Genomic DNA, 21,833 nt, shown 5'->3' on the forward strand with positions numbered 1-21,833 from the left:
GGGAAGCGTCGCGCGTGGGAGTGCGTGCCGAGATCAATTCAAGCTGACCCAAAATCGGTGATACGGCGCGCGAGTCAGGACAATTCGTCCCCGGCGTCACTTGGAACCGGCTTGCCCTGCCGGAGTATGACGTCCGAGCGGCTATACACCGCCGAGCCTTTTAGCTTTTTCGATGGATTCTTCACACCGAAAGTATGGGTGCGTCCTCCCTTGCCCTCACCGGCGCTGCTGCCCTCGTACTTCCAGTCATCCGCAACGAGGAACACTACATCGACCCGCCAGACGATCACCGGTTTGCCCGGTTCAAGCGACTCTGTCGAATCGACTAGGTAGCGCCAGACGATGTACCAACCTGGGTGGTTGTAGTGCGACTGAACGGCCCACGGACGCTTGCTTCCCTTGCTCTCCAGAGAAAGTTCGGGCGGCGGGTTCGGCCCGGAGTTGCGGCGCTTGAGGTCGGGAAATCGCTGTTGCGCGATGTCGATGTTGCGATGCTTCTCATAGCCGCTCAGTTGATCAAGCGCGCGGGTACCGAGAATTCCGACGATCGCGCTGAAGACGTTGGCCTGTTCGTGATAAATGTCTACGAACTCGGCCAGTTCCTTCTCCATGTAGTCGACGGCGCGATGGATCGAGGCAATATCGAGCCCTGACGGCAGTGGGACTCCCTTCGCGAAGTCACCCTTACGCGCCATCATCATCGGAGTCCCCTATCGAAATCTTGGCAAGGGCAGGAATTGCACCCGTCGCCATTGCGAAGTAGCTTGGATGCCTTTCGGTACCAACCGCGTGGTGGCCGACCGCGCTGGCCGCAGCAAGCGTGGAACCGCTACCGGAGAATGGATCGTAGATGATCCCGGTTCCGACCGGGAGGACCGCTCGAACCAGTTGGCGCATCAGCTTTTGCGGCTTGATGGAGGGATGCGGCGCTAGCGCGCGTTCACTCTTGGGGGCCGGCGCGCATTCGATCAGATCCCGAAAAGGTTCTTCGCCAGAAATCCGGCGAAATCCGCCCGCGCCCCAACGCCGCAAGTTCTCGGCAACGGTGACTTCGGCGATCGGCTTTCTGAACAAACCCCACGGTTCCCAGCACGATTTGGGCATTACCGTGACGTCTGGAAACTCCTTCTCCGCGTTCTTCGGCCGGTCACCACCACGCAAGGTCTTGACCACGCGAATGATCTCGCCGCGTTTTTCGAATCCGGCGGTTTCGATCGCATGAAATGTGGTCGTCGACACCAACGGGTTCGAGGCAATGACGATGTGGCCGCCAGGAACCAGGATGCGCAAAGCGTGGAACGCAAAAGCCTGAAAAAAAGTGGTCAGGTGCTCGCGGTCCTTTGCGGTCAGAACAGTAAACCTCGGGACCGGAATTCGGTTGGCGCCATCGAAAGAGGGTGGAATGCGCCAGACACCGCCGATACCGTCCCGTAGTTTGTCGTGATCCTTGTCTTCATATTCCAGTAGGCCGTAGGGAGGATCAGTGACGATGGCATGTATCGAGTTCTCGGGTGCCTCGGCCATCCAGCGCAATGCGTCCGCAAGGACCACCGCTGTTCGCGGCGATGGATGCGTAACCGGGTATTCGCCGACGGCGCAAACAGATTTCCAGCGAGCACCCTCGATACCCGGAACATCGAACAGGGCTCCTTGATGCTGCATTGCGTGGCGTCGGTTCATCTTGGTCTTCATCGCATTGACTCCGATCATTGTACTGGCGCCCGCGCTCAGGTGGCGTTTACGTCGCTGCCTTCAAGACGAAGGCGATTCGGCAGGGACTCCCACGTGCTCGGGGAATTCGGAAAAAAGTCGGCGCTGGCGCTACGGCGCCATGGTCGGCAATATCCAGCCGTCCTTGAGTTCGACGGAGCGCGAACGCAGCAATTCTCCGAGCAGCCATGAGGCGAAATCGTCGTCGGAGAAACCCAGCATGCGCTGGTTGACGTTGTGGAAGAAGGGCACGCTGGCGAGGTAGGCGGCGAGTTCGTCCTCGCGCAGGCGTTGCAGGTCGAGCAGGTTGAAGGTGAAACAGGCGCGCACGGCATTGCGGCCGACGCGGGTGGAGTCGGCCTCGAAGGATTCGAGCCGGCGCAAGGCGCGCGCCATGGCGCCGTCGAAGTCGTCGAAGGGCGCGCCGTGGCCGGGGATGACGATGTCCACATCCAGCCGGCCGATCATTTCCAGCGTGCTGCGCGTCGCCGGCAGGGCGTCCTTCCTGCCCATCACCTCGCCGAAGATGATGCCGAAGCCATCCTGCCAGAGGGCGTCGCCGGAAATCAGGAGGCGCTTTTCGGCACAGTAGTAGATCAGTGCCTCCATGTCGTGGCCGGGGGCCGCCAGTGCCTGCCAGGCGAGGCCGCCGATTTCGAATTCGCTGTCGGCCTCGATCACCGCGTCATGGGCGAAGCGGTCGCCGCGCTGGCGGGCGGCGTCGAGCATCAGCGCGTCGGTGTCCCATTCGGCGACCATGCGCTCGATGCCGGCGGGGATCGCGATCTTGCAGCCGAAGGCTGCCTGCAGCGAGGCGTTGCCGCCGATGTGGTCGGAGTGCGAGTGGGTATTCACCAGCAGGTCGAGCCGGGTCGCCGGGCGCCGTGCCGCCAGCGCCGACGTTACGAGTTCGACGGTCTGCGGCGCGTGACCGACATAGCCGGCATCGACCAGCGTGGCCGATTCACCGGCGTAGAGCAGGATGTTGTTCGACGACAGCCAGCCGCGCTCGATGACCTGGATCGAGTCAGGCAGCTTCATCGGTTGCGGTTCCGCCGGTGCTTCTTCTGCGCTGCGCCACGGCGGCCAGGATCAGGCGCTTGCCGTCGTCATCGACATTGGCCCAGCACGCGATTTCGTCGAGTGTGCGAAAGCAGCCGATGCACAGGCCGTCTTCCATCTTGCAAATGTTGATGCAGGGCGACTCGACCGCGGCCTTGGCCACGCTGCCGGCGACGCGCCGGCTCACTCGGCCGCGGCCACCGCCTGGGCGCGCCGGGCGAGGATGGCGCGCGCCACGCGGGAGGCTGTTTCGCGCTTCAACTGCTTGGATATCCAGGCGCCGGTGTCAACCAGTGCGTCGAGGTCGATGCCGGTGTCGATGCCCAGCCCCTGCAGCAGCCAGACCACGTCCTCGGTGGCGACGTTGCCCGAGGCGCCGGCGGCGTAGGGGCAGCCGCCGAGGCCGGCGATCGAGCTGTCGAAAATGCCGATGCCCATCTGCAGCGAGGCGTAGATGTTGGCCGTCGCCATGCCAAAGGTATCGTGAAAATGGCCGGCGATCTTCTTCAGCGGAATGCGCCGCGCCACGGCCTCGATCATGTCCTTGGTGCGCTCCGGCGTTCCGGCGCCGATGGTGTCGCCGAGGCTGACTTCATAGCAGCCCATCTCGATCAGCGCCTTGGCCACGTCGGCTACAGCGAGCGGCATGATCTCGCCCTCGTAGGGGCAGCCCAGCACGCAGGAGACGTAGCCGCGCACCTTGACCTCGGCGGCCTTGGCGGCCTCGACGATGGGGCGGAAGCGGTCGAGCGATTCGGCGATCGAGCAGTTGATGTTCTTCTGCGAGAAGGATTCGGAGGCGGCGCCGAATACCGCGACTTCCCTGGCGCCGGCCGCCAGCGCGGCTTCGAAGCCCTTCATGTTCGGCGTCAGCACCGGGTAGGCGACGTCCGGCAGCTTCTCGATCGTGGCGAACACCTCCGCGTTGTCAGCCATCTGCGGCACCCACTTGGGCGAGACGAAGGAAGTGGCCTCGATGCTGCGCAGGCCCGCGGCACCGAGGCGGCGGATCAGTTCGACCTTGATCGCGGTGGAGACGGGCTTCTTCTCGTTCTGCAGGCCATCACGCGGGCCGACTTCGACGATGCGTACTTTGCTGGGGAGGGTCATGTGTGCTTGAAGACTATTTTTTTTCGACCTCGAATTCTACTAGCTCGGCGCCGTCGCTGACCTGTTCGCCGACATTGAACAGGAAGGCCTTGACCGTGCCGGCGGCGGGCGCGGCAATGGTGTGCTCCATCTTCATGGCTTCGAGGATCAACAGCGGCGCGCCCTGCTCGACCTTGCTGCCGACGGGGGCAATCAGCGCGATGACCTTGCCCGGCATCGGCGCGGTCAGCCCGCCCTCGGCGCCGCCGCCGCTGCCGGCATGGAACAGCGGATCGATGGCGGCGAAGACGTGGCAGACGCCGTCGATGAAGACGTGGCGCTTTTCGTTGGCCGAGACCACGGTGACGTTGATGCGGCGCCCGCCGAGGTCGACGCGCAGTTCGCTGCCGGCGGCGAAGCGACCCGCGGCGGCAACCGTCCGGCCCTCGAATTCGAGGCGGATGCCGTCGCCAGCGTAGCCGGCGTGCACCACCTTCTCGATTTCACCGGCGCGCAGGCGTATCTCGCGCCGCGCACTACCATTCATGCGCCAGCCGTCGCGCGCGTGCCAGGGCGAATGCGGATCGCGGCTGGCGACGGCTTCCGCCGCCGCGTAAGCCTGGTCGTGGATCAGTTCGGCCAGTGCGGCGACCAGCCAGGCCTCGGCCGGCGGCTCGGCACCCTCGGGAAACAGGAAGGCGCGCTCGCGCTCGATCAGCCCGGTATCGAGGTCGGCCTGGGCGAAGGCCGGGCAGGCCACCAGCCGCGACAGGAAGCCGATGTTGTTGGAAACGCCGACCACGCGGTAGTCGGCCAATGCCTGCAGCATGCGCGAGAGCGCCCGCTCGCGCGTCTCGTCCCAGACGATCAGCTTGGCGATCATCGGGTCGTAGTGCGGCGAGATTTCGTCATCCTGTTCGACGCCGGTATCGACGCGCACGTTGAGGCCTTCGAGCGGCGGCGCGAGGTGGATCAGGCGGCCGATGGACGGCAGGAAGCCCTTGTCCGGGTCCTCGGCATAGATGCGCGCTTCCAGCGCATGGCCGCGGATCGCAAGTTGTTCCTGGCGCAGCGGCAGCGTCTCGGCGGCAGCCACTTTCAACTGCCATTCGACCAGGTCGAGCCCGGTGATCATTTCGGTCACCGGGTGCTCGACCTGCAGCCGCGTGTTCATCTCCATGAAGTAGAAAGTGCCGTCCTGGTTGACGATGAACTCGACGGTGCCGGCGCCGACATAGCCGACGGCCTTGGCCGCGTCGACCGCGGCCTTGCCCATCGCGGCGCGGCGCTCCGCGCTCATGCCGGGCGCCGGCGCTTCCTCGACCACCTTCTGGTGGCGGCGCTGCACCGAGCAGTCGCGTTCGAACAGGTAGACGCAGTTGCCGTGGCTGTCGCCGAAGACCTGGATCTCGATGTGGCGCGGGCGTTGCAGGTACTTTTCGATCAGCACGTGCTGGTCGCCGAAGGACGACTTCGCCTCGCGCTGGCAGGAGGCCAGGGCTTCGGCGAATTCCTCGCCCTTCCACACCGCGCGCATGCCCTTGCCGCCGCCGCCGGCCGAGGCCTTGATCAGCACCGGATAGCCGATCGCGTCGGCCTGCTGCCGCAGGAAACCCGCGTCCTGGCTGTCGCCGTGGTAGCCGGGCGTGAGCGGCACGCCGGCCCTCTCCATCAGCTTTTTGCTTTCCGACTTGAGGCCCATGGCGCGGATCGCCGATACCGGCGGGCCGACGAAGACGATCCCGTTCTTCGCGCAGGCCTCGGCGAATTCCTCGTTCTCGGAGAGGAAGCCGTAGCCCGGATGGATGGCCTGGGCGCCGGTGGCCAGCGCCGCGCCGATGATCTTGTCGATCACCAGGTAGGACTCGCGCGGCGGCGGCGCGCCGATGCAGACGGCTTCGTCGGCCAGGCGCACGTGCCGTGCGCCGGCATCCGCCTCGGAATACACGGCGACGGTGCGGATGCCCATGCGCCGCGCGGTCTTGATGACACGGCAGGCGATTTCTCCGCGGTTGGCGATCAATATTTTCGTGAACATGGTGTCAGCCCTGGGCGATCCAGTTGGGTTTGCGTTTCTCCAGAAACGCGCTCATGCCTTCACGGCCTTCCTCGCTGGCGCGCAGTCGCGTGATGCGCTGCGCGGTGTCCTCGACGACCTCGTCGGACAGCGGCTTCCAGGCCACGGCGGCAATCAGCTGCTTGCATTCGGCGATCGCGCGCGGCCCGTTCTTCAGCAGGGCGTCGATGATCTCGCCCAGCGCCTCGTCGAGCGATTCCTCGTCGGCGACCATCTCGTGCAGCAGGCCGATGCGATAGGCTTCGGCGGCGGAAAAGCGTTCCGCGGTGAGCATGTAGCGGCGCGCGTAACGCTCGCCGATGGCGGCGATAACGTGCGGACTGATCACGGCGGGGATGATGCCGAGCTTGACCTCGGTCAGCGAGAACTGCACGTCGAAGGTGGCGATGGCGATGTCGCAACAGGCCACCAGGCCGACGCCGCCGCCGTAGGCCGGGCCCTGGATGCGGGCGATGGTCGGCTTCGGGCATTGCGCCAGGCGCCGCAGCATGTCGGCCAGCGCGCGCGAATCGCGCAGGTTCTCCTCGCTCGAATAGCCGGCGGCGCGCCTCATCCAGTTGAGGTCGGCACCGGCGCAGAAGCTCTTGCCGGTGCTGGAGATCACCAGCACGCGCACCACCGGATCGGCCGCCATGCGGTCGATGGCGTCGGAAAGCTCCGCGATCAGGCTGTCATCGAAGGCGTTGTGCCGTTCGGGTCGATTGAGGGTGATGATGCCGACGCCGAGGTCGATTTCGGTAACGATATTGGTGTACATGGGAAACCCTTTCGGCACTGGCCTACATGCGGAAAACGCCGAACTTGGTCGGCAGGATCGGTGCATTGAGCGATGCGGAAATGCCGAGACCCAGCGTGCGCCGCGTCTGCGCCGGGTCGAGGATGCCGTCGTCCCAGATGCGCGCGGTGGCGTAGTAGGGATGGCCCTGGGTTTCGTACTGGGCGCGGATCGGCGCGCGGAAGCTTTCCTCATCCTCCTTGCTCCATTCCTTGCCTGTGGCTTCCATGCCGTCGCGCTTGATGGTGGACAGGACAGAAGCCGCCTGCTCGCCGCCCATCACGCTGATCCGAGCGTTGGGCCACATCCAGAGCATGCGCGGGCTGTAGGCGCGGCCGCACATGCCGTAGTTGCCGGCACCGAAGCTGCCGCCGATGATCATGGTGAATTTCGGCACCTGGGTGGTCGCCACGGCGGTCACCATCTTCGCGCCGTCCTTGGCGATGCCGCCGTTCTCGTACTTGCGGCCGACCATGAAGCCGGTGATGTTCTGCAGGAACAGCAGCGGGATGCCGCGCTGCGCGCACAGCTCGATGAAGTGCGCGCCCTTCTGCGCCGATTCGCCGAACAGGATGCCGTTGTTGGCGACGATGCCCAGCGGATAGCCGGAGAGGCGGGCGAAGCCGGTGACCAGCGTGGTGCCGTAGCGCGACTTGAACTCGTCGAAGCGTGAGCCATCGACGATGCGGGCGATGACCTCGCGCACGTCGTAGGGCTTCTTGGTATCGGAGGGGATCACGCCCCAGAGTTCGGACGGATCGTAGAGCGGCTCTTCCGGCGTACTGATGTCGAGCGACACGGGCTTCTGCCAGTTGAGGTTGCCGACGATGCGGCGCGCGATCGACAGCGCGTGGTGGTCGTTCTCCGCCAGGTGGTCGCAGACGCCGGAGATGCGGGTATGCACGTCGCCGCCGCCGAGGTCCTCGGCGCTGACCACTTCGCCGGTGGCCGCCTTGACCAGCGGCGGGCCGCCGAGAAAGATCGTGCCCTGGTTCTTGACGATGACCGATTCGTCCGACATGGCCGGCATGTAGGCGCCACCCGCCGTGCAGGAGCCCATGACGATGCCGATCTGCGGGATGCCCATGGCCGACATGTTGGCCTGGTTGTAGAAGATGCGGCCGAAGTGGTCGCGGTCGGGAAACACCTCGTCCTGCGTAGGCAGGTTGGCGCCGCCGGAGTCGACCAGGTAGATGCAGGGCAAGCGGTTCTGCTGGGCGATTTCCTGCGCGCGCAAATGCTTCTTCACCGTCAGCGGAAAATAGGATCCGCCCTTCACCGTCGCGTCGTTGGCGACGATCATGCACTCGACGCCCTGCACCCGGCCGATGCCGGTGACGACTCCGGCCGAGGCCACATCGCCGCTGTACATGCCGTACGCGGCCAGCGCGGAGAACTCAAGGAAGGGCGCGCCCGGATCGACCAGTGCATTGATCCGTTCCCTGGGCAGCAGCTTGCCGCGCGCCTTGTGCTTGGCCGCCGTTTCCGGCGAACCGCCGCCCGAAACGGCGACGGTCTTGTCGCGCAGGTCGTCGACCAGCGCGCTCATCGCCGCGGCGTTGGCCTTGTACTCCTCGCTGCGCGTATTGAGCTTCGATTTGATGACACTCACTCGGAATCCTCCGTCTTCAAGCACCGCGATGCGTTGTCGCACCGCCGTTGCGAGGGGCTTGCGGGCCCCTCCCTGTATTCGAAACTATCGTGCTTCCGGCGCAATCGCCCTGATCGACTCGGCGAAGCGCGCATGCGCCTGCGCATCCACCGGCCGGTGTTTGACCACCGTGCTCGCCGGGTCCTTGCCCAGGAAATTGTCGCTCTTCCAGTTGTTCGCCGGCCTCACCGGCCGTGGCACGAAGCCGCCACCGCAGTTGGGGCAGACATTGCCGAGGATCGTGTCCACGCATTCGGCGCAGAAGGTGCATTCGTAGGAGCAGATGCGCGCGTCCTGCGCTGCCGGCGGCAGCGGCTTGTTGCAGTGTTCGCAGTTCGGCCTGAGTTCGAGCATGACGATATCCTCCCGGCGCGGCGTCAGAAACCGCCGGTCTCCAGCCACTTGTCGATCTGCGGCAGGCGGTCGGCACCCCAGAAGGGCTCGCTGTCCACCATGAAATAGGGCGCACCGAACATGCCCTGGGCAATCGCGGCGTCGGTTTCCTGCTTGACGCGATCCTTGATCTCCGGCGTGGCGATCGCGGCGGCGAAGGCATCGCGGTCGATGCCGAGCTGGCCGGCGATGTCTAGCACCACCGGGGTTTCGCCGATGTCGCGGCTGTCGACCCAGTAGGCGCGGAACACCGCATGGGCGAATTCGCGCGCCTTGCCGCAGTCCTGACCGTGCAGCCAGTAGTAGCCGCGCGCCGCGGCCAGCGTGGCGATAGGGAACTTCGGCGGGAACTTGTAGGGAATGCCGAGAAAGCGCGCCGAGCGGTCGAAATCGCGCTTGCTGTAGTCGCCCTTGAGCGGAATCGTGACCAGCAGCGGCATGCCCGAGGCCTTGAAGGCCGCGCCCAGCATCATCGGCCGCCATTTCACTTTGCGTCCGTGCTTCGCGGCGAGGTCGTCGATGCGTTCGCTGGCGAGGTAAGAATAGGGCGAGGAAAAATCGAAGTAGAACGTAATCGGTTCGCTCATGACTGCTCCTTGCGCCCCCAGCCTTCCATCGGATGGCCGGGCATCAGTTGGTAGGGATGCCGCCAGCCCGGCAGCGCCGCGATGCGCGCCGCCCAGTCGCGCAGGTTCGGGTAGTCGTTCCAATCCACGCCGATTTCCTCGGGCCAGAACACATATCCGGCCAATGAAAAGTCGGCGATGGTGGTACGGCGGCCGACAACCCATTCGCGCCCGGCGAGGTGCGCGTCGAGTACTTTCCATGCAGTTTCGGCGCGGGCGCGGAACATGGCGATGATCCCGGGGTCGGTGGCCGGTCCGAAATTGCGCAGGTAGCGCAGCGTCGCCGCGTAGCTGGTGAACTTGTGGTTGTCGAACAGGGTCCAGCGCAGGATCTCGCGCCTTTCTTCGTTGTCCTGCGGGCCGAACCTGCCAAGTGTTTCGGCAAGGTAGTCGAGGATCACGCCCGACTGCGACAGGATGCGGCCGCGGTGTTCCAGCAGCGGCACTTCGCCCATCACGTTCAGCGCGCGGTACTCGGGCGTCTTGGTCGCGCCATGGAAGAAGTCCACGAAACGCGGCTCCCAGTCGGCGCTCGACACGGCCAGCATCAGCGCCGCCTTGTAGGCGTTGCCGGACTGGGCGAAGCAATGCAGGGTGTATTCGGCCATGGATTTTCCTTTGGTGTGCTCAGCGCAATCTCAGTGAACCGCCAGACCGCAGCCGAATTCATTTGCCACCTGTTGCAGGGCCTTGTCCAGCGTCCACAACTTCAGGCGATCGATCAGCGCTGCAGCGAGCAGATGGCTGTCGACGTAACCGAGGCCGCGGCCGGCCAGATGGCGCTCGGCGATCAGATGCATCACTTCGTCGTGGCTGGCGCAGCGGCAGCGACGCATCTGGCTGAACATCGCGAGTTTGACCTGGCTGAGGCCACCCAGTGCCATTTCCCCGATCACGTAGTCGTGCATCACGACGTCGCCCAGATTCAGGGGATCGAGGATGGGTGCATTCTTGTGGCGCAGATAGTCCACCCATACCGACGTATCGGCAAGGACTCTCACGGGTTCGCCTTCGAGCGCTTTTTGGCCCGATAGGGTGTCGCCTCCGGCTCCGATACGAAATGAGGCGGTCGGCGACGTGGCGATGCAACGACATCGGGCTCGGTACCGGCGAGCAACGCCAGCCGCTGGGAGGCGAGACGATGCCGCATTTCCAGCAAGGCTTCGCGCAGCAGCCGGGAGCGGTCGCGAATGCCGCTCAACTGTTCGACGTCAGCCAGCAGATCGTCATCCAAGGTGACTGTGGTTCTCATCGGATTCTCCAGGGCGTTACGGATGCATCAAATATAGCACCAAATGATGTCGATCATGATGCACCATCCAGCGACCTTCCGATCACCAGCCGCTGGATGTCCGACGCGCCTTCGTAGATCTGGCAGACGCGCACGTCACGGTAGATGCGCTCGACCGGAAAATCGCTGACGTAGCCGTAGCCGCCATGGATCTGGATCGCGTCCGAGCAGACCTTTTCGGCCATCTCGGAGGCGAACAGCTTGGCCATCGAGGCTTCCTTGAGGCAGGGCCGGCCAGCGTCGCGCAAGCTCGCGGCGTGGTGCACCATCTGCCGCGCGACTTCGATCTGCGTCGCCATGTCGGCCAGCCGGAAATTCACGGCCTGGTGCTCGAAGATCGGCTTACCGAAGCTCTCGCGTTCATGCGAATAGTGCAACGCGGCTTCGAAGGCGGCGCGCGCCATGCCCACGGCCTGCGCCGAGATGCCGATGCGGCCGCCCTCAAGATTCGACAGGGCGATTCGGTAGCCCTGCCCTTCCGCGCCGAGCAGGTTCGCGGCGGGAATGCGGCAGTCCTCGAACAGGATCTGTGCCGTGTCGGACGCGTGCTGGCCAAGCTTTTCCTCGACGCGGGCGACAACGTAGCCGGGCGTGTCGGCGGGCACGATGAAGGCCGAGATGCCCTTCTTGCCGGCGCCCGGATCGGTCACGGCGAAGACCACGGCGACCTGCGCGTTCTTGCCGGTGGTGATGAACTGCTTGACGCCGTTCAGCACCCAGTGGTCGCCGTCGCGTACTGCTTTGGTCCGGATCGCCGCGGCGTCGGAGCCGACGTGCGGCTCGGTCAGGCAGAAGCAGCCCAGCCATTCGCCGGTCGCCAGCTTCTTCAGGTATTGCTCTTTCTGCGCATCCGTGCCGAAGGCATTGATCGGGCCACAGACCACCGAGTTCTGCACGCTGATGATGGTCGATGTCGCGCCGTCGCCGGCGGCGATTTCCTCCAGCGCCAGCGCCAGCGAAACATAGTCGAGTCCCGCGCCGCCCCATTCTTCCGGAACCACCATGCCGCAGACGCCGAGATCGCCCAGCGCGCGCAGTTCCTCGCGCGGGAAGTGGGAAGACCTATCCCACTCGGCGGCCTTCGGCGCCAGTTGCTCGCGCGCGAAATCGCGCAGCATGTCGCGGATCTGTTCCTGTTCTTCCGTGAGAACCATTCAAAACCCCTTGTAGGTCTTCGAGCCGGGAATCGGCTCACCGGAATCGCGCAGGCGCACGGCTTCCTTGTAGCCCTTTTCTTCCGCGTAATGCTTGAACCACTGGCCTTCGGGCGAATGACGGGTGATGCCGTCGAACAGCGTGGCGATCATCTGGGTATTGGCGAGGCCCATGTTGTCGTAGGCCTGGTTGATCATCAGCTTCTGCATCATCAACTGGTTTTTCGGCACGCCCGCCATCCGATTGGCCAGCTTCATCACGGCGGCTTCGAGTTCCGCCTCGGGCACGGCGTCGATCACTAGGCCCCAGTCTTTCGCGGTCTTGCCGTCGATGGTGTCGCCGGTCAGCAGCATGCGCTTGGCCTTTTCGGCGCCGAGGCGATAGACCCACATCGCCGTGGTCGGGCAGCCCCAGACGCGCGCCGGCATGTAGCCGATCTGCGCATCCTCGGCCATCACCACGAGGTCGCAGCACAGCGCGATGTCGCTGCCACCGGCGACGGCGAAACCCTGCACCTTGCAGATGGTGGGCTTGTGACTGCGCCAGAGGCTGAAGAAATCGTCGGTGAACCCTTTCATGGCGCGGTAATCGACCATCGGGTCCCAGGGCATGGACTGGGTACAGGGCGTGTCGACATCGGCCTCGGCAAAATCCTTGAGGTCGTAGCCGGAACAAAAGGCGCGCCCGGCGCCCTGCAGGATGATGACGTGGATGTCGTCATCCGCATTCGCCCGCTCCACCGCCAGCCGGATCTCGCGCGGCATCGCCGGCACGATGGCATTGAGCCGCTCGGGGCGGTTCAGCGTGATGCGCGCGATGCGCCCCTCTGTCGTATAGGTGAGGGTCTGCAGGCTCATGCCGGACTCAGGCGAGTTCGATGCCTACTGCGGTCGCCTCGCCGCCGCCGATGCACAGGCTGGCGACGCCGCGCTTCTTGCCGCGCTTCCTCAGGGCGCCGATCAGCGTGACCATGACACGCGCGCCGGAGGCGCCGATCGGGTGGCCAAGGGCGCAGGCGCCGCCATGCACGTTGACCTTGTCATGCGGCAGCTTGAGGTCGTGCATCGCCGCCATGGTAACCACGGCGAAGGCCTCGTTGATTTCCCAGAGGTCAACGCTGCCAACGCTCCAGTTGTTCCTCGCCAGCAGCTTCTTCATGGCGCCGACCGGCGCGGTGGTGAACAGGCCCGGCTCTAGCGCGAAGGTGCTGTGGCCAATCATCGTCGCCACCGGCTTGAGGCCGAGCTTCGCGGCGGTCGAGGCACGCATCATGACCAGCGCCGCGGCGCCGTCGGAGATCGACGACGAGTTGGCGGCGGTGACCGTGCCGTCCTTGCGGAACGCCGGCTTCAGGCCGGGGATCTTGTCGAGCTGCGCCTTGAAGGGTTGCTCGTCCTTGTCGATGATCGTGTCGCCTTTCCTGCCGGGCACGGTGACCGACGCGATTTCCCAGGTGAAGCTGCCATCGGTGTTGGCCTGCTTGGCGCGCGTGGTGGAGGCGATGGCGTAGGCGTCCTGCGCCTCGCGGGTGAATTTGTAGGTGCCGGCGCAATCCTCGGCGAAGGTACCCATCAGGCGACCCTTGTCGTAGGCGTCTTCGAGCCCGTCGAGGAACATGTGGTCCTTGACCTCGCCGTGGCCGAGACGGAAGCCGCCGCGCGCCTTGGGCAACAGATAGGGCGCGTTGGTCATCGACTCCATGCCACCGGCAACCATCACGTCCACGCTGCCGGCCAGCAGCATGTCGTGCGCGTACATCGCCGCGCGCATGCCGGAACCGCACATCTTGTTCACCGTGGTGCAGCCGGCCGCCAGCGGCAGCCCGGCACCCAGACTGGCCTGGCGCGCCGGAGCCTGGCCCTGGCCGGCGGGCAACACGCAGCCCATGATGACCTCGTCGACCTGCTCGGGCTTGAGGCCGGCGCGCTCGACGGCGGCCTTGATGGCGACGCTGCCCAGCTGGGCGCAGGTCAGGGACGCGAAGTCGCCCTGAAAGCCGCCCATGGGAGTGCGGGTGGCGGAGACGATGACGATGGGGTCGGACATGGCGGTTCCTTCAATTCAAGGTTGAAAGCGCAACGGTATAGCGGCCGGGAAGCTGGTCGGCGGCGTTGACGGTGATGTCGAGATCGCGCATCAGGCCATCCTTGAGGCCGTAGATCCAGCCGTGGATGGTCAGGGGCTGGCCGCGCTGCCAGGCATCCTGTACGACATAGGTCTGGCAGACGTTGGCGACCTGTTCCAGCACATTGAGTTCGCACAGCCTGTCGTGCCTTGCCTCCGGCGGCAGCCTGTCGATTTCGGCCAGATGCTTGGCGCGCACGTCGCGCACGTGGCGCAGCCAGATGTCGACCAGGCCGACGCGCGCACCGTCGAGTGCAGCCTTGACGCCGCCGCAACCGTAGTGGCCGACCACCATGATGTGCTTGACCTTGAGCACGTCGACGGCGAACTGGATCACCGACAGGCAGTTGAGGTCGGTATGCACCACGACGTTGGCGACATTGCGATGGACGAAAACCTCGCCCGGCAGCAGGCCGACGATTTCGTTGGCCGGTACCCGCGAATCCGAGCAGCCGATCCACAGCAGTTCGGGCGTCTGCAGGTGGGAGAGCTTCTCGAAATAGCCCGGATCGACCTCGCGCATCTTGTTCGACCAGGCGCGATTGAAGTCGAACAGGTGGTGCAGGCTGCGATTATTGATCTCGTCCTCGGACCAGTTTTCGAGATCAAGGGCGAGGAACTGCGTACCCTCGACCGGCGTCTGGTAATAGGCCGGGGCCTCGTCGAAGCCCAGTTCGCGGTACAGCTTGACGGCGATGCGCATCGCCGGCAGCGTGTCGAGCATGATCCTGCGGTAGCCGATCTGGCGGGCCGCGCGGATCCCAGCCAGGGCCAGGTCGCGACCGACGCCGAGGCCACGAAAGGCGGGGTCGACATAGAGGCGCTTGAGTTCGCAGACGCCTTCCGAATACGGCCGGATGCCGACGCAACCGGCCCCCCTGCCGTCGACCGTGGCGTAGAACAGGCGGCCTTCCGGCGCCGAGTAGCGTCCGGGCAGGCTGGCCATTTCCTCGTCGAAATTCTGGAAACAGAGATCGACGCCGAGCCAGGCCGCGTAGTTGCGGAAGAACTGGCGCACCTGTTCCAGTTCCGCGGGGTGCTCGGCGCCGATCACGCGGATCGCCGTCCTGCCAGCGCCGACTTTCGTCCTTGCTTCAGCCATGAACCGGTTCCCTCAGGGTCAAGCCATGCAAATCAGGACGACCACGGCAGAACGTAGTCCGCCATGAGTTCCCGGGCCAGATCGCGCACGCCTTCCGGCAAGGGGCAGGCCTTGCGGATCTGGGTATCCATGTGGACGCCTGTCAGCAGGGTGACCGCAGAGACCTCATCGGTGTCGGCGTTGCGCATTTCGTGGAAAAAGATGACCTTCTTTTCGCCGACGGAAACGATGCCGGTGCGAATCGCCACCGTGTTGCCGGCGTGCAGTTCGCGCTGGTAGCTGATCCGCTGGTCGACCGCCGCCATGCCGCGATGGTGTTTGCGCAGGAAGGCCGCATTCATGCCGATGTGCGACATCAGGTTCCACGTCGCCTCGTCGAACTTGCCGACGTAGAACATCACGTTCATGTGGTTCATGTGGTCGCAGTGCCACGGATAGACCGTGCCGCGATAGGTGTCGAGGAGTGTCGTCATGGCGGTCTAGAGCGGGAACACCAGGCAGGTGGTGGAGGCGTGCGCGTAGAGGCGGCCCTGCACATCGACGATGCGCCCCTCGGCGGTCGCCACCTGCTTGCCGACGTGGATCACCCTGCCTTCGGCACGCACCGGGCCGACGCGATCGGTCAGGGCGCGCACGTAATTCACCTTGAGTTCCAGCGTGGTGTAGCCCTGTCCGGCTTCAAGGGTGGTGTGTACCGCGCAGCCGACGCAGGAGTCGAGGAGCGTGGCGTGGAAGCCGCCATGCACCGAGCCGATCGGGTTGTAGTGGCGATGCTCGGGCGTGCCCTGGAACACCACGTGGCCCTTGTCGGCGCTGATCAGCATGAAGCCCAGGGTGTCGGCGATCGGTGGATAGGGCAACTCACCGGCGATCATCTTGCGGAAGATTTCCAGCCCGGAGTACTCGCGCAGGGTTTCCAGCGCCAGCGTGCCGATGCTGCCGGCACTGGCGCGCACGGCGGCTTCCTGTTCGTGCCAGATCTGTAGGTTGCCGCTCATGGCGCTCACATGGTCTCGTTGTAGAGTTCGCGCCCGATCAGCATGCGGCGGATCTCGCTGGTTCCGGCGCCGATTTCGTACAGCTTGGCGTCGCGCCAGAGGCGGCCCGCGGGATATTCGTTGGTGTAACCGACGCCGCCCAGGGCCTGTATCGTCTCTCCGGCCATCCAGGTGGCCTTTTCCGCCGAGTAGAGAATGGCGCCGGCGGCGTCCTTGCGCAGGGTTCTTGCATGGTCGCCGCGATCGCAGGCCTTGCCCAGCGCATAGACATAGGCACGCGTGGCCTGCCAGGTCGAGTACATGTCGGCCAGCTTGCCCTGCATCAACTGGAACTCGCCGATGCTCTGGCCGAACTGCTTGCGCTCGTGGATGAAGGGCAGCACCACGTCCATGCAGGCGGCCATGATGCCCAGCGGTCCGCCGGAAAGCACGGCGCGCTCGTAATCGAGGCCCGACATCAGCACGCGCGTGCCGTTGCCTTCGCCGCCCAGGACGTTTTCCACCGGCACTTCGCAGTCGTCGAAGAACAGCGGATAGGTGTTGGAACCGCGCATGCCGAGCTTGTCGAGGTGCTGGCCCTTGGAGAAGCCCTTGCAGCCCTTCTCGACGATGAAGGCAGTCATGCCCTTGGCGCCGCCCTCGGGATTGGTCTTGGCGTACACCACCAGCGTGTCGGCATCGCCGCCGTTGGTGATCCACATCTTCGATCCGTTGAGGACGTAGCGGTCGCCTTTCAGGTCGGCGCGCAGCTTCATCGACACCACGTCGGAACCGGCGCCCGGCTCGGACATCGCCAACGCCCCAACATGCTCGCCGGAAATCAGCCTGGGCAGGTATTTCCGCTTCTGCGCCTCGCTTCCGTTGCGGCGGATCTGGTTCACGCAGAGGTTGGAATGGGCGCCGTAGGACAGGCCGACCGAGGCCGAGGCGCGCGAGATTTCCTCCATCGCGACAATGTGCGCGAGGTAGCCCATCTTGGTGCCGCCGTATTCCTCGTCGGCCGTCATGCCGAGCAAACCCATGTCGCCGAACTTCTTCCACAGGTCAGCGGGGAAGAGGTTGTCGCGATCGATCTCGGCGGCGCGCGGCAGGATTTCCTTCTGCGCGAAGGCCCAGATGGCGTCGCGCAGCATGTCGATGTCTTCACCTAGGTCGAAATTGAGTCCGAGCATCATTTTTCCTTTTTGGCATGCATGGTCATGAGGGTCTGCTGCATCGTGGCGCAGTGGGTGGCGTGGCCGTTCCTGATCGCGTAGACCTCGCCGCGCGATATCACGAGATTGCGCCCGGTTTTCAGCACCTGCCCCTCGGCGACGAGGTAGTCGCCGTCGGCGGGAGCCAGCAGGTTGAGCTTGAATTCCACGGTCAGCACGTCGGACCCGGCCGGCATGAGCGTCAGGCCGGAGTAGCCGCCGGCGCTGTCGACGATGGTGGCGGTGATGCCGGCGTGGAAGTAGCCGTTCTGCTGGGTGAGGTCGGCGCGGAAAGGCAGGCGGATCTCGCAATGCCCGGGGGCCAGGGCGCCCATTTCGGCTCCGATCAGTGTCATTACCGTCTGCCGGGCAAAGCTGCCGCGCACGGTGGCTTCCCAGTCGGGATTGCGCGGCTCGAAGCTTTTCTGGGCGGGACGTGCGGTGTGGGGCATGTTTCCTCCGGCCGGGGAAGCGGATGTCGAATGGTAGTTGACGTTGACGTTGACGTCAACGTCAACTACCACGGACTTTCTTGCGCGGTGCCTTGGCGGCTGCCCGATCGGCCTCGAGCATGTCGCGGCACTGCCTTTCGAAACGGGTGATTTCCTTGAGCACGGCCTCGATGTCGTCGCGCTGCTGCTCCAGCGCGGCGCGACGCTGTTCCAGAGCGCCGAGGAAGGACAAGAGCTGCGTGGACTCGTCCTCTGCCGTGTCGTACATGTCGATCAGGTCCTTGATCTCGGCCAGGCTGAGGCCCAGGCGCTTGCCACGCAGGGCAAGCTTGAGGCGTGTCTGATCGCGCTTGCTATAGATGCGATTGCCACCTTCGCGTGCCGGCGAAACCAGGCCGTGGGATTCCCAATAGCGGATGGCGCGCGTCGTGACGCCAAAATCGCGGGCCAGCTCGGTGATGGTTTGAGTATCGTTCATGGTGAACCGACCGGCACGCGGTTTATGCTGCACCGCACATAAAATCCCGAAAATTGGATATGATGACAGACCTACTGCCGACAAGTTAAGCAGAATTCCGATCACGATGCAAAGAACCGCGGCTTGAACGCCCCCATCGCCTATCCCCACGAAACCTCGCCGGCTCCGGGCGTGGCGGTTACGCTCGTACCCGGCGTGGAATGGCTGTGCATGCCGCTGCCTTTCGCGCTGAACCATATCAACCTTTGGCTGCTGGCCGACGGTGACGGCTACGCGGCGGTCGATACCGGTTTTGCCCAGGATCCGATCAAGGACGCATGGAAGTCGGCGCTGACGGAACGGCTTTTGACACGCGTCATCGTCACCCACTGCCATCCCGACCACCTGGGCCTGGCGGCCTGGCTGGAGCAGGAAACCGGCGCCGGGCTGTGGATCGCCCAGGGCGAATACCTCGCGGCGCACATGATGGTGGAGCAGGTGGCCGGCTACCGCATCAGTGCCATGGTCGAATTCTTTCGCCGGCACGGGCTCGATGCGGCACGCATGGACGGCCTGGTCCAGCGCGGCAACGGCTACAAGCGCGGCGTGCCGGAGATACCCGCCACCTACCGGCGCCTGTTCCCCGACCAGCGCCTGCGCATCGGCGAGCACGAATGGCGCACCATCGTCGGCCATGGCCACGCGCCGGAACATATGAGCCTGTATTGCGCCGAACTCGGCGTGCTGATTTCCGGCGACATGCTGTTGCCGCGCATTTCGACCAATATTTCGGTGATGGCCAGCACGCCGCTGGCGGACCCGCTGGGACTGTTCCTCGCCTCGATCGACGAATACCTCGCCCTGCCCGTCGACACGCTGGTGCTGCCTTCGCACGGTCGCCCCTTCCGCGGCCTCCACGCCCGCGTCGAGCAACTGCATGCGCACCACGCGCAACGCTGCGCCTTGCTGCTGGACGCCTGCCGCGGCACGCCCAAGTCGGCGGCCGACCTGATTCCGGTACTGTTCGACCGCGAAATCCCGGACCCGCACCAGACCATGTTTGCCATGGGCGAATCCATCGCCCACCTGAACTACCTGGAACACGCAGGAAAATTGCAGCGCATCGAAGAAACCGGTTTGATCCGTTTCGTCAGCCAACCCTAGGAGCCCCCATGTCCGCCAAAGAAGCCCATGCCTTGCCCGATCCCAAGGAAATCGCCAAGACGTATGCCGAGGTAGCCGAGCGCGCCTCGCACCTGATCACCGACCACATGAAGCGGCAGATGAAAAAGGGCATTTCCGCGCCTTCCGACGACCTCGGCATTGCCCAGGCCTTCATGGACATGATGGCCAAGATGCTGGCCAATCCCTACAAGCTGGCACAGTCCCAGATGAACCTCGTGTGGGACTACTTCTCGCTGTGGCAGCACTCGACCATGCGCATGATGGGCATGCAGGGCGCACCCGTGGCGGAACCGAAGAGGGGCGACAAGCGCTTCGCCGACGCCGAATGGGAAGAGCATTTCCTGTTCGATTTCGTCAAGCAGTCCTACCTGATCACCGCCCGCCACATCCATGACTCGGTGGGCAATGTCGAGGGCCTCGACGACATTTCGAAAAAGAAGGTCAACTTCTTCACCCGCCAGTTCATCGATGCGCTGGCGCCGTCCAATTTCGCCATGACCAACCCCGAAGTGCTGCGCGAGACGGTCAAGAGCCACGGCCAGAACCTGCTCAAGGGCTTCAACAACCTGTTGCGTGACATCGAGGAAGGCGACGGCCAGCTGCGCGTCAAGATGACCGACCCCTCGGCCTTCGAGATGGGCAAGAACGTCGCCTCGACGCCGGGCAAGGTGATCTTCCAGAACGAGATGATCCAGTTGATCCAGTTCAGCCCGACCACCAGGGAGCAGTACAAGCGGCCGCTCTTGATCATCCCGCCCTGGATCAACAAGTACTACATCCTCGACCTGCGCGAAAGCAATTCCTGGATCAAGTGGTGCACCGACCAGGGCCACACCGTGTTCGTCATTTCCTGGGTGAACCCCGATGCCAAGCTGGCCAAGAAGGGCTTCGACGACTACATGACCGAAGGCGCGCTGACCGCCATCGACGTGGTCTGCCAGCAGACCGGCGAAAAGGAAGTCAACCTGATCGGCTACTGCCTCGGCGGCACGCTGCTCGGCTCGACCATGGGCTACATGGCGGCAAAGAAGGACAAGCGCATCGTCTCCGCCACCTTCTTCGTCGCCCTGCTCGACTTCTCCATTCCCGGCGAACTCGGCGTCTTCATCGACGAAGGCCAGATCGCCAGCCTGGAAAAGAAGATGGAGGAACGCGGCTACCTCGAAGGCTCGGAGATGGGCACCACCTTCAACATGCTGCGCTCCAACGACCTGATCTGGACCTTCGTGGTCAACAACTACCTGATGGGCAAGGAACCCTTCCCCTTCGACCTCCTCTACTGGAATTCCGACTCGACACGCATGCCGTACAAGATGCACAGCTACTACCTGCGCAACATGTACCTGAACAACAAGCTGCGCGAACCGGGCGGCATCACCCTGCTGGAAACGCCGATCGACATCTCCAAGGTCAAGACCCCGTGCTATTTCATCTCCACCATCGAGGATCACATCGCCCCCTGGCGCAGCGTGTATCTCGGCTCCACGGTGCTCGGCGGCCCGGTGCGCTTCGTCCTCGGCGGCTCCGGCCACATCGCCGGCATCGTCAATCCGCCGTCGGCCAACAAGTACGGCTTCTGGACCAACGACGAGCGCCCCGAGACGCCGGACGAGTGGTTTGCCGGCGCGAAGCAGCACGAGGGTTCCTGGTGGACCGACTGGCAGAAGTGGATTACCCGGCTCAACGACGAGAAAGTGCCGGCGCGCGACCCCGCCAAGGGCAAGTTCAAGGCGCTGGAAGATGCGCCCGGCTCCTTCGTCAAGTTCCGCCTCGACGCACCGAAGAAGAAGAAGTGAGCACGAAGCCGCAGGGCGTCCCGTCGCGGGACGGCCCTCCGGATCACACCACGGGCTTGGGATCGATCGACCCCAAGCCCGTATGCTTTCAGGGGCCGCAGCGCAAGGTGGTACTCGATACCAACGTGCTGGTGTCGCTCTACGTGTTCGCCGACAGCCGCTTTGCTCCGCTACGGGCAAGGATCGAATGCGGCGAATGGCAGGCATACAGCGACGCGCCCTGCCTCGACGAATTTCGCCGGGTATTGGGTTATCCGCTCTTCGCACTGACCGAAGAGCGGCAGGAAGCGGCCCGCGCTGCCTATGAGTCGAAGGTCATACCGCTTGACGGGGCGCGCCCGGGGCCGCTCGTCAGCCTGCCGCGCTGCAGGGACCGCGACGACCAGAAATTCCTCGAACTGGCCCGTGATGCCGGCGCCGACTATCTGGTCACGGCAGACAAGGATTTGCTGCGCCTGGCCCGTCGCGACCGCTTGCGCGGGATTTTTCGCATCCTCACGCCGGAAGCGGCGCTGACGGCCGCCTGAGACCGACCATGTCACCGGCGGGCCGCAGGCGCGCCGATCAAGGAGGGTCGAATCCGGATGGAAATCACTCCAGCAGCTGGCTCGATTGTGGACGGTCGTCTACGGAGTACGCCCGCCAGCACAGCTTTTCGCATAACATCGCCACAAGACAGACATGACTTCGTCAATAT

At 64.5% G+C, this 21,833-nt stretch carries 25 protein-coding genes; 3 read left to right on the top strand and 22 right to left on the bottom strand.

Annotated elements, in window-relative coordinates:
• Positions 1–74: 74 nt before the first annotated feature.
• From J0M27_RS10105 to J0M27_RS10215, 22 genes are all read right to left on the bottom strand, one after another.
• Positions 75–701: a hypothetical protein gene (locus tag J0M27_RS10105; protein WP_294990759.1), complete on the bottom strand. Its 627-nt coding sequence runs from the start codon at positions 699–701 to the stop codon at positions 75–77.
• Positions 685–1,692, bottom strand: coding sequence for a DNA methyltransferase (locus J0M27_RS10110; RefSeq protein WP_294990761.1), 1,008 nt, complete (start codon positions 1,690–1,692; stop codon positions 685–687). The genes J0M27_RS10105 and J0M27_RS10110 overlap by 17 nt, the downstream gene beginning before the upstream one ends.
• Before the next feature lie 129 nt (positions 1,693–1,821).
• Positions 1,822–2,751, bottom strand: coding sequence for an MBL fold metallo-hydrolase (locus tag J0M27_RS10115; RefSeq protein ID WP_294990765.1), 930 nt, complete (start codon positions 2,749–2,751; stop codon positions 1,822–1,824).
• A complete protein-coding gene (locus J0M27_RS10120; RefSeq protein WP_294990767.1) occupies positions 2,738–2,959 on the bottom strand; it encodes a DUF1289 domain-containing protein in 222 nt (73 codons plus the stop codon). Before J0M27_RS10120 ends, J0M27_RS10115 begins: the two co-directional genes overlap by 14 nt.
• The gene (locus J0M27_RS10125; RefSeq protein ID WP_294990770.1) at positions 2,956–3,882 is read right to left on the bottom strand and encodes a hydroxymethylglutaryl-CoA lyase; all 927 of its coding nucleotides are present in this window, start codon (positions 3,880–3,882) and stop codon (positions 2,956–2,958) included. Before J0M27_RS10125 ends, J0M27_RS10120 begins: the two co-directional genes overlap by 4 nt.
• A gap of 13 nt (positions 3,883–3,895) precedes the next feature.
• Positions 3,896–5,899: an acetyl/propionyl/methylcrotonyl-CoA carboxylase subunit alpha gene (locus tag J0M27_RS10130; protein ID WP_294990773.1), complete on the bottom strand. Its 2,004-nt coding sequence runs from the start codon at positions 5,897–5,899 to the stop codon at positions 3,896–3,898.
• Between the two features lie 4 nt (positions 5,900–5,903).
• Positions 5,904–6,695 carry an enoyl-CoA hydratase/isomerase family protein gene (locus tag J0M27_RS10135; protein WP_294990776.1) on the bottom strand — a complete coding sequence of 264 codons (792 nt, stop codon included), beginning with the start codon at positions 6,693–6,695 and terminating at the stop codon, positions 5,904–5,906.
• A gap of 22 nt (positions 6,696–6,717) precedes the next feature.
• Positions 6,718–8,325 (bottom strand): carboxyl transferase domain-containing protein, encoded by a 1,608-nt coding sequence (locus J0M27_RS10140; RefSeq protein ID WP_294990779.1) that lies wholly within the window; start codon positions 8,323–8,325, stop codon positions 6,718–6,720.
• 84 nt (positions 8,326–8,409) lie between these two features.
• Positions 8,410–8,718: a DUF1272 domain-containing protein gene (locus J0M27_RS10145; protein ID WP_294990782.1), complete on the bottom strand. Its 309-nt coding sequence runs from the start codon at positions 8,716–8,718 to the stop codon at positions 8,410–8,412.
• A gap of 23 nt (positions 8,719–8,741) precedes the next feature.
• Positions 8,742–9,344, bottom strand: coding sequence for a 2-hydroxychromene-2-carboxylate isomerase (locus J0M27_RS10150; RefSeq protein ID WP_294990784.1), 603 nt, complete (start codon positions 9,342–9,344; stop codon positions 8,742–8,744).
• A complete protein-coding gene (locus J0M27_RS10155) occupies positions 9,341–9,991 on the bottom strand; it encodes a glutathione S-transferase (protein WP_294990786.1) in 651 nt (216 codons plus the stop codon). Before J0M27_RS10155 ends, J0M27_RS10150 begins: the two co-directional genes overlap by 4 nt.
• A gap of 30 nt (positions 9,992–10,021) precedes the next feature.
• Positions 10,022–10,384, bottom strand: coding sequence for a PIN domain-containing protein (locus J0M27_RS10160; protein WP_294990787.1), 363 nt, complete (start codon positions 10,382–10,384; stop codon positions 10,022–10,024).
• Positions 10,381–10,635 (bottom strand): type II toxin-antitoxin system VapB family antitoxin, encoded by a 255-nt coding sequence (locus J0M27_RS10165; protein ID WP_294990790.1) that lies wholly within the window; start codon positions 10,633–10,635, stop codon positions 10,381–10,383. The genes J0M27_RS10160 and J0M27_RS10165 overlap by 4 nt, the downstream gene beginning before the upstream one ends.
• Before the next feature lie 53 nt (positions 10,636–10,688).
• On the bottom strand, positions 10,689–11,828 hold the full coding sequence (locus J0M27_RS10170; RefSeq protein ID WP_294990793.1) for an acyl-CoA dehydrogenase: 1,140 nt from the start codon (positions 11,826–11,828) through the stop codon (positions 10,689–10,691).
• Positions 11,829–12,686 carry a crotonase/enoyl-CoA hydratase family protein gene (locus J0M27_RS10175; RefSeq protein WP_294990795.1) on the bottom strand — a complete coding sequence of 286 codons (858 nt, stop codon included), beginning with the start codon at positions 12,684–12,686 and terminating at the stop codon, positions 11,829–11,831.
• Between the two features lie 7 nt (positions 12,687–12,693).
• Positions 12,694–13,875, bottom strand: coding sequence for an acetyl-CoA C-acetyltransferase (locus J0M27_RS10180; RefSeq protein ID WP_294990796.1), 1,182 nt, complete (start codon positions 13,873–13,875; stop codon positions 12,694–12,696).
• A gap of 10 nt (positions 13,876–13,885) precedes the next feature.
• Positions 13,886–15,055, bottom strand: coding sequence for a carbonate dehydratase (gene can / locus J0M27_RS21375; RefSeq protein WP_365962543.1), 1,170 nt, complete (start codon positions 15,053–15,055; stop codon positions 13,886–13,888).
• Positions 15,056–15,087: 32 nt separating this feature from the next.
• The gene (locus J0M27_RS10195) at positions 15,088–15,528 is read right to left on the bottom strand and encodes a thioesterase family protein (RefSeq protein WP_294990799.1); all 441 of its coding nucleotides are present in this window, start codon (positions 15,526–15,528) and stop codon (positions 15,088–15,090) included.
• A 6-nt stretch (positions 15,529–15,534) separates the two neighbouring features.
• Positions 15,535–16,053, bottom strand: a complete 519-nt coding sequence (locus J0M27_RS10200) for a PaaI family thioesterase (protein ID WP_294990802.1) — start codon at positions 16,051–16,053, stop codon at positions 15,535–15,537.
• 5 nt (positions 16,054–16,058) lie between these two features.
• Positions 16,059–17,225: an isovaleryl-CoA dehydrogenase gene (locus J0M27_RS10205; RefSeq protein ID WP_294990804.1), complete on the bottom strand. Its 1,167-nt coding sequence runs from the start codon at positions 17,223–17,225 to the stop codon at positions 16,059–16,061.
• Positions 17,225–17,698, bottom strand: coding sequence for a PaaI family thioesterase (locus J0M27_RS10210; RefSeq protein ID WP_294990807.1), 474 nt, complete (start codon positions 17,696–17,698; stop codon positions 17,225–17,227). Before J0M27_RS10210 ends, J0M27_RS10205 begins: the two co-directional genes overlap by 1 nt.
• A 61-nt stretch (positions 17,699–17,759) precedes the next feature.
• Positions 17,760–18,176, bottom strand: coding sequence for a MerR family DNA-binding transcriptional regulator (locus tag J0M27_RS10215; protein WP_294990810.1), 417 nt, complete (start codon positions 18,174–18,176; stop codon positions 17,760–17,762).
• A gap of 123 nt (positions 18,177–18,299) precedes the next feature.
• Between J0M27_RS10215 and J0M27_RS10220 the strand changes: the two genes are divergently transcribed.
• Genes J0M27_RS10220 through J0M27_RS10230 form a run of 3 tightly spaced genes read left to right on the top strand, consistent with a single transcriptional unit; the run spans position 18,300 to position 21,663 of the window.
• Entirely contained in the window at positions 18,300–19,319 is a 1,020-nt protein-coding gene (locus J0M27_RS10220) for an MBL fold metallo-hydrolase (protein ID WP_294990813.1), read from the top strand.
• An 8-nt stretch (positions 19,320–19,327) separates the two neighbouring features.
• On the top strand, positions 19,328–21,136 hold the full coding sequence (gene phaC / locus J0M27_RS10225) for a class I poly(R)-hydroxyalkanoic acid synthase (RefSeq protein ID WP_294990815.1): 1,809 nt from the start codon (positions 19,328–19,330) through the stop codon (positions 21,134–21,136).
• Positions 21,133–21,663 (top strand): putative toxin-antitoxin system toxin component, PIN family, encoded by a 531-nt coding sequence (locus tag J0M27_RS10230; protein ID WP_294990818.1) that lies wholly within the window; start codon positions 21,133–21,135, stop codon positions 21,661–21,663. The genes phaC and J0M27_RS10230 overlap by 4 nt, the downstream gene beginning before the upstream one ends.
• The last annotated feature ends 170 nt before the right edge of the window (positions 21,664–21,833 follow it).

Origin of the sequence: Sulfuritalea sp., assembly GCF_017302275.1 — a bacterium.
Taxonomy (GTDB): domain Bacteria; phylum Pseudomonadota; class Gammaproteobacteria; order Burkholderiales; family Rhodocyclaceae; genus Sulfuritalea.

Excerpts from the sequence above, each read along its gene's own strand:
- J0M27_RS10105 (WP_294990759.1), bottom strand. The coding sequence starts at position 701 with ATGATGATGGCGCGTAAGGGTGACTTCGCGAAGGGAGTCCCACTGCCG.
- J0M27_RS10110 (WP_294990761.1), bottom strand. The coding sequence starts at position 1,692 with ATGAAGACCAAGATGAACCGACGCCACGCAATGCAGCATCAAGGAGCC.
- J0M27_RS10115 (WP_294990765.1), bottom strand. The coding sequence starts at position 2,751 with ATGAAGCTGCCTGACTCGATCCAGGTCATCGAGCGCGGCTGGCTGTCG.
- J0M27_RS10125 (WP_294990770.1), bottom strand. The coding sequence starts at position 3,882 with ATGACCCTCCCCAGCAAAGTACGCATCGTCGAAGTCGGCCCGCGTGAT.
- J0M27_RS10130 (WP_294990773.1), bottom strand. The coding sequence starts at position 5,899 with ATGTTCACGAAAATATTGATCGCCAACCGCGGAGAAATCGCCTGCCGT.
- J0M27_RS10135 (WP_294990776.1), bottom strand. The coding sequence starts at position 6,695 with ATGTACACCAATATCGTTACCGAAATCGACCTCGGCGTCGGCATCATC.
- J0M27_RS10145 (WP_294990782.1), bottom strand. The coding sequence starts at position 8,718 with ATGCTCGAACTCAGGCCGAACTGCGAACACTGCAACAAGCCGCTGCCG.
- J0M27_RS10150 (WP_294990784.1), bottom strand. The coding sequence starts at position 9,344 with ATGAGCGAACCGATTACGTTCTACTTCGATTTTTCCTCGCCCTATTCT.
- J0M27_RS10155 (WP_294990786.1), bottom strand. The coding sequence starts at position 9,991 with ATGGCCGAATACACCCTGCATTGCTTCGCCCAGTCCGGCAACGCCTAC.
- J0M27_RS10165 (WP_294990790.1), bottom strand. The coding sequence starts at position 10,635 with ATGAGAACCACAGTCACCTTGGATGACGATCTGCTGGCTGACGTCGAA.
- J0M27_RS10170 (WP_294990793.1), bottom strand. The coding sequence starts at position 11,828 with ATGGTTCTCACGGAAGAACAGGAACAGATCCGCGACATGCTGCGCGAT.
- J0M27_RS10175 (WP_294990795.1), bottom strand. The coding sequence starts at position 12,686 with ATGAGCCTGCAGACCCTCACCTATACGACAGAGGGGCGCATCGCGCGC.
- J0M27_RS10180 (WP_294990796.1), bottom strand. The coding sequence starts at position 13,875 with ATGTCCGACCCCATCGTCATCGTCTCCGCCACCCGCACTCCCATGGGC.
- can (WP_365962543.1), bottom strand. The coding sequence starts at position 15,055 with ATGGCTGAAGCAAGGACGAAAGTCGGCGCTGGCAGGACGGCGATCCGC.
- J0M27_RS10195 (WP_294990799.1), bottom strand. The coding sequence starts at position 15,528 with ATGACGACACTCCTCGACACCTATCGCGGCACGGTCTATCCGTGGCAC.
- J0M27_RS10200 (WP_294990802.1), bottom strand. The coding sequence starts at position 16,053 with ATGAGCGGCAACCTACAGATCTGGCACGAACAGGAAGCCGCCGTGCGC.
- J0M27_RS10205 (WP_294990804.1), bottom strand. The coding sequence starts at position 17,225 with ATGCTCGGACTCAATTTCGACCTAGGTGAAGACATCGACATGCTGCGC.
- J0M27_RS10210 (WP_294990807.1), bottom strand. The coding sequence starts at position 17,698 with ATGCCCCACACCGCACGTCCCGCCCAGAAAAGCTTCGAGCCGCGCAAT.
- J0M27_RS10215 (WP_294990810.1), bottom strand. The coding sequence starts at position 18,176 with ATGAACGATACTCAAACCATCACCGAGCTGGCCCGCGATTTTGGCGTC.
- phaC (WP_294990815.1), top strand. The coding sequence starts at position 19,328 with ATGTCCGCCAAAGAAGCCCATGCCTTGCCCGATCCCAAGGAAATCGCC.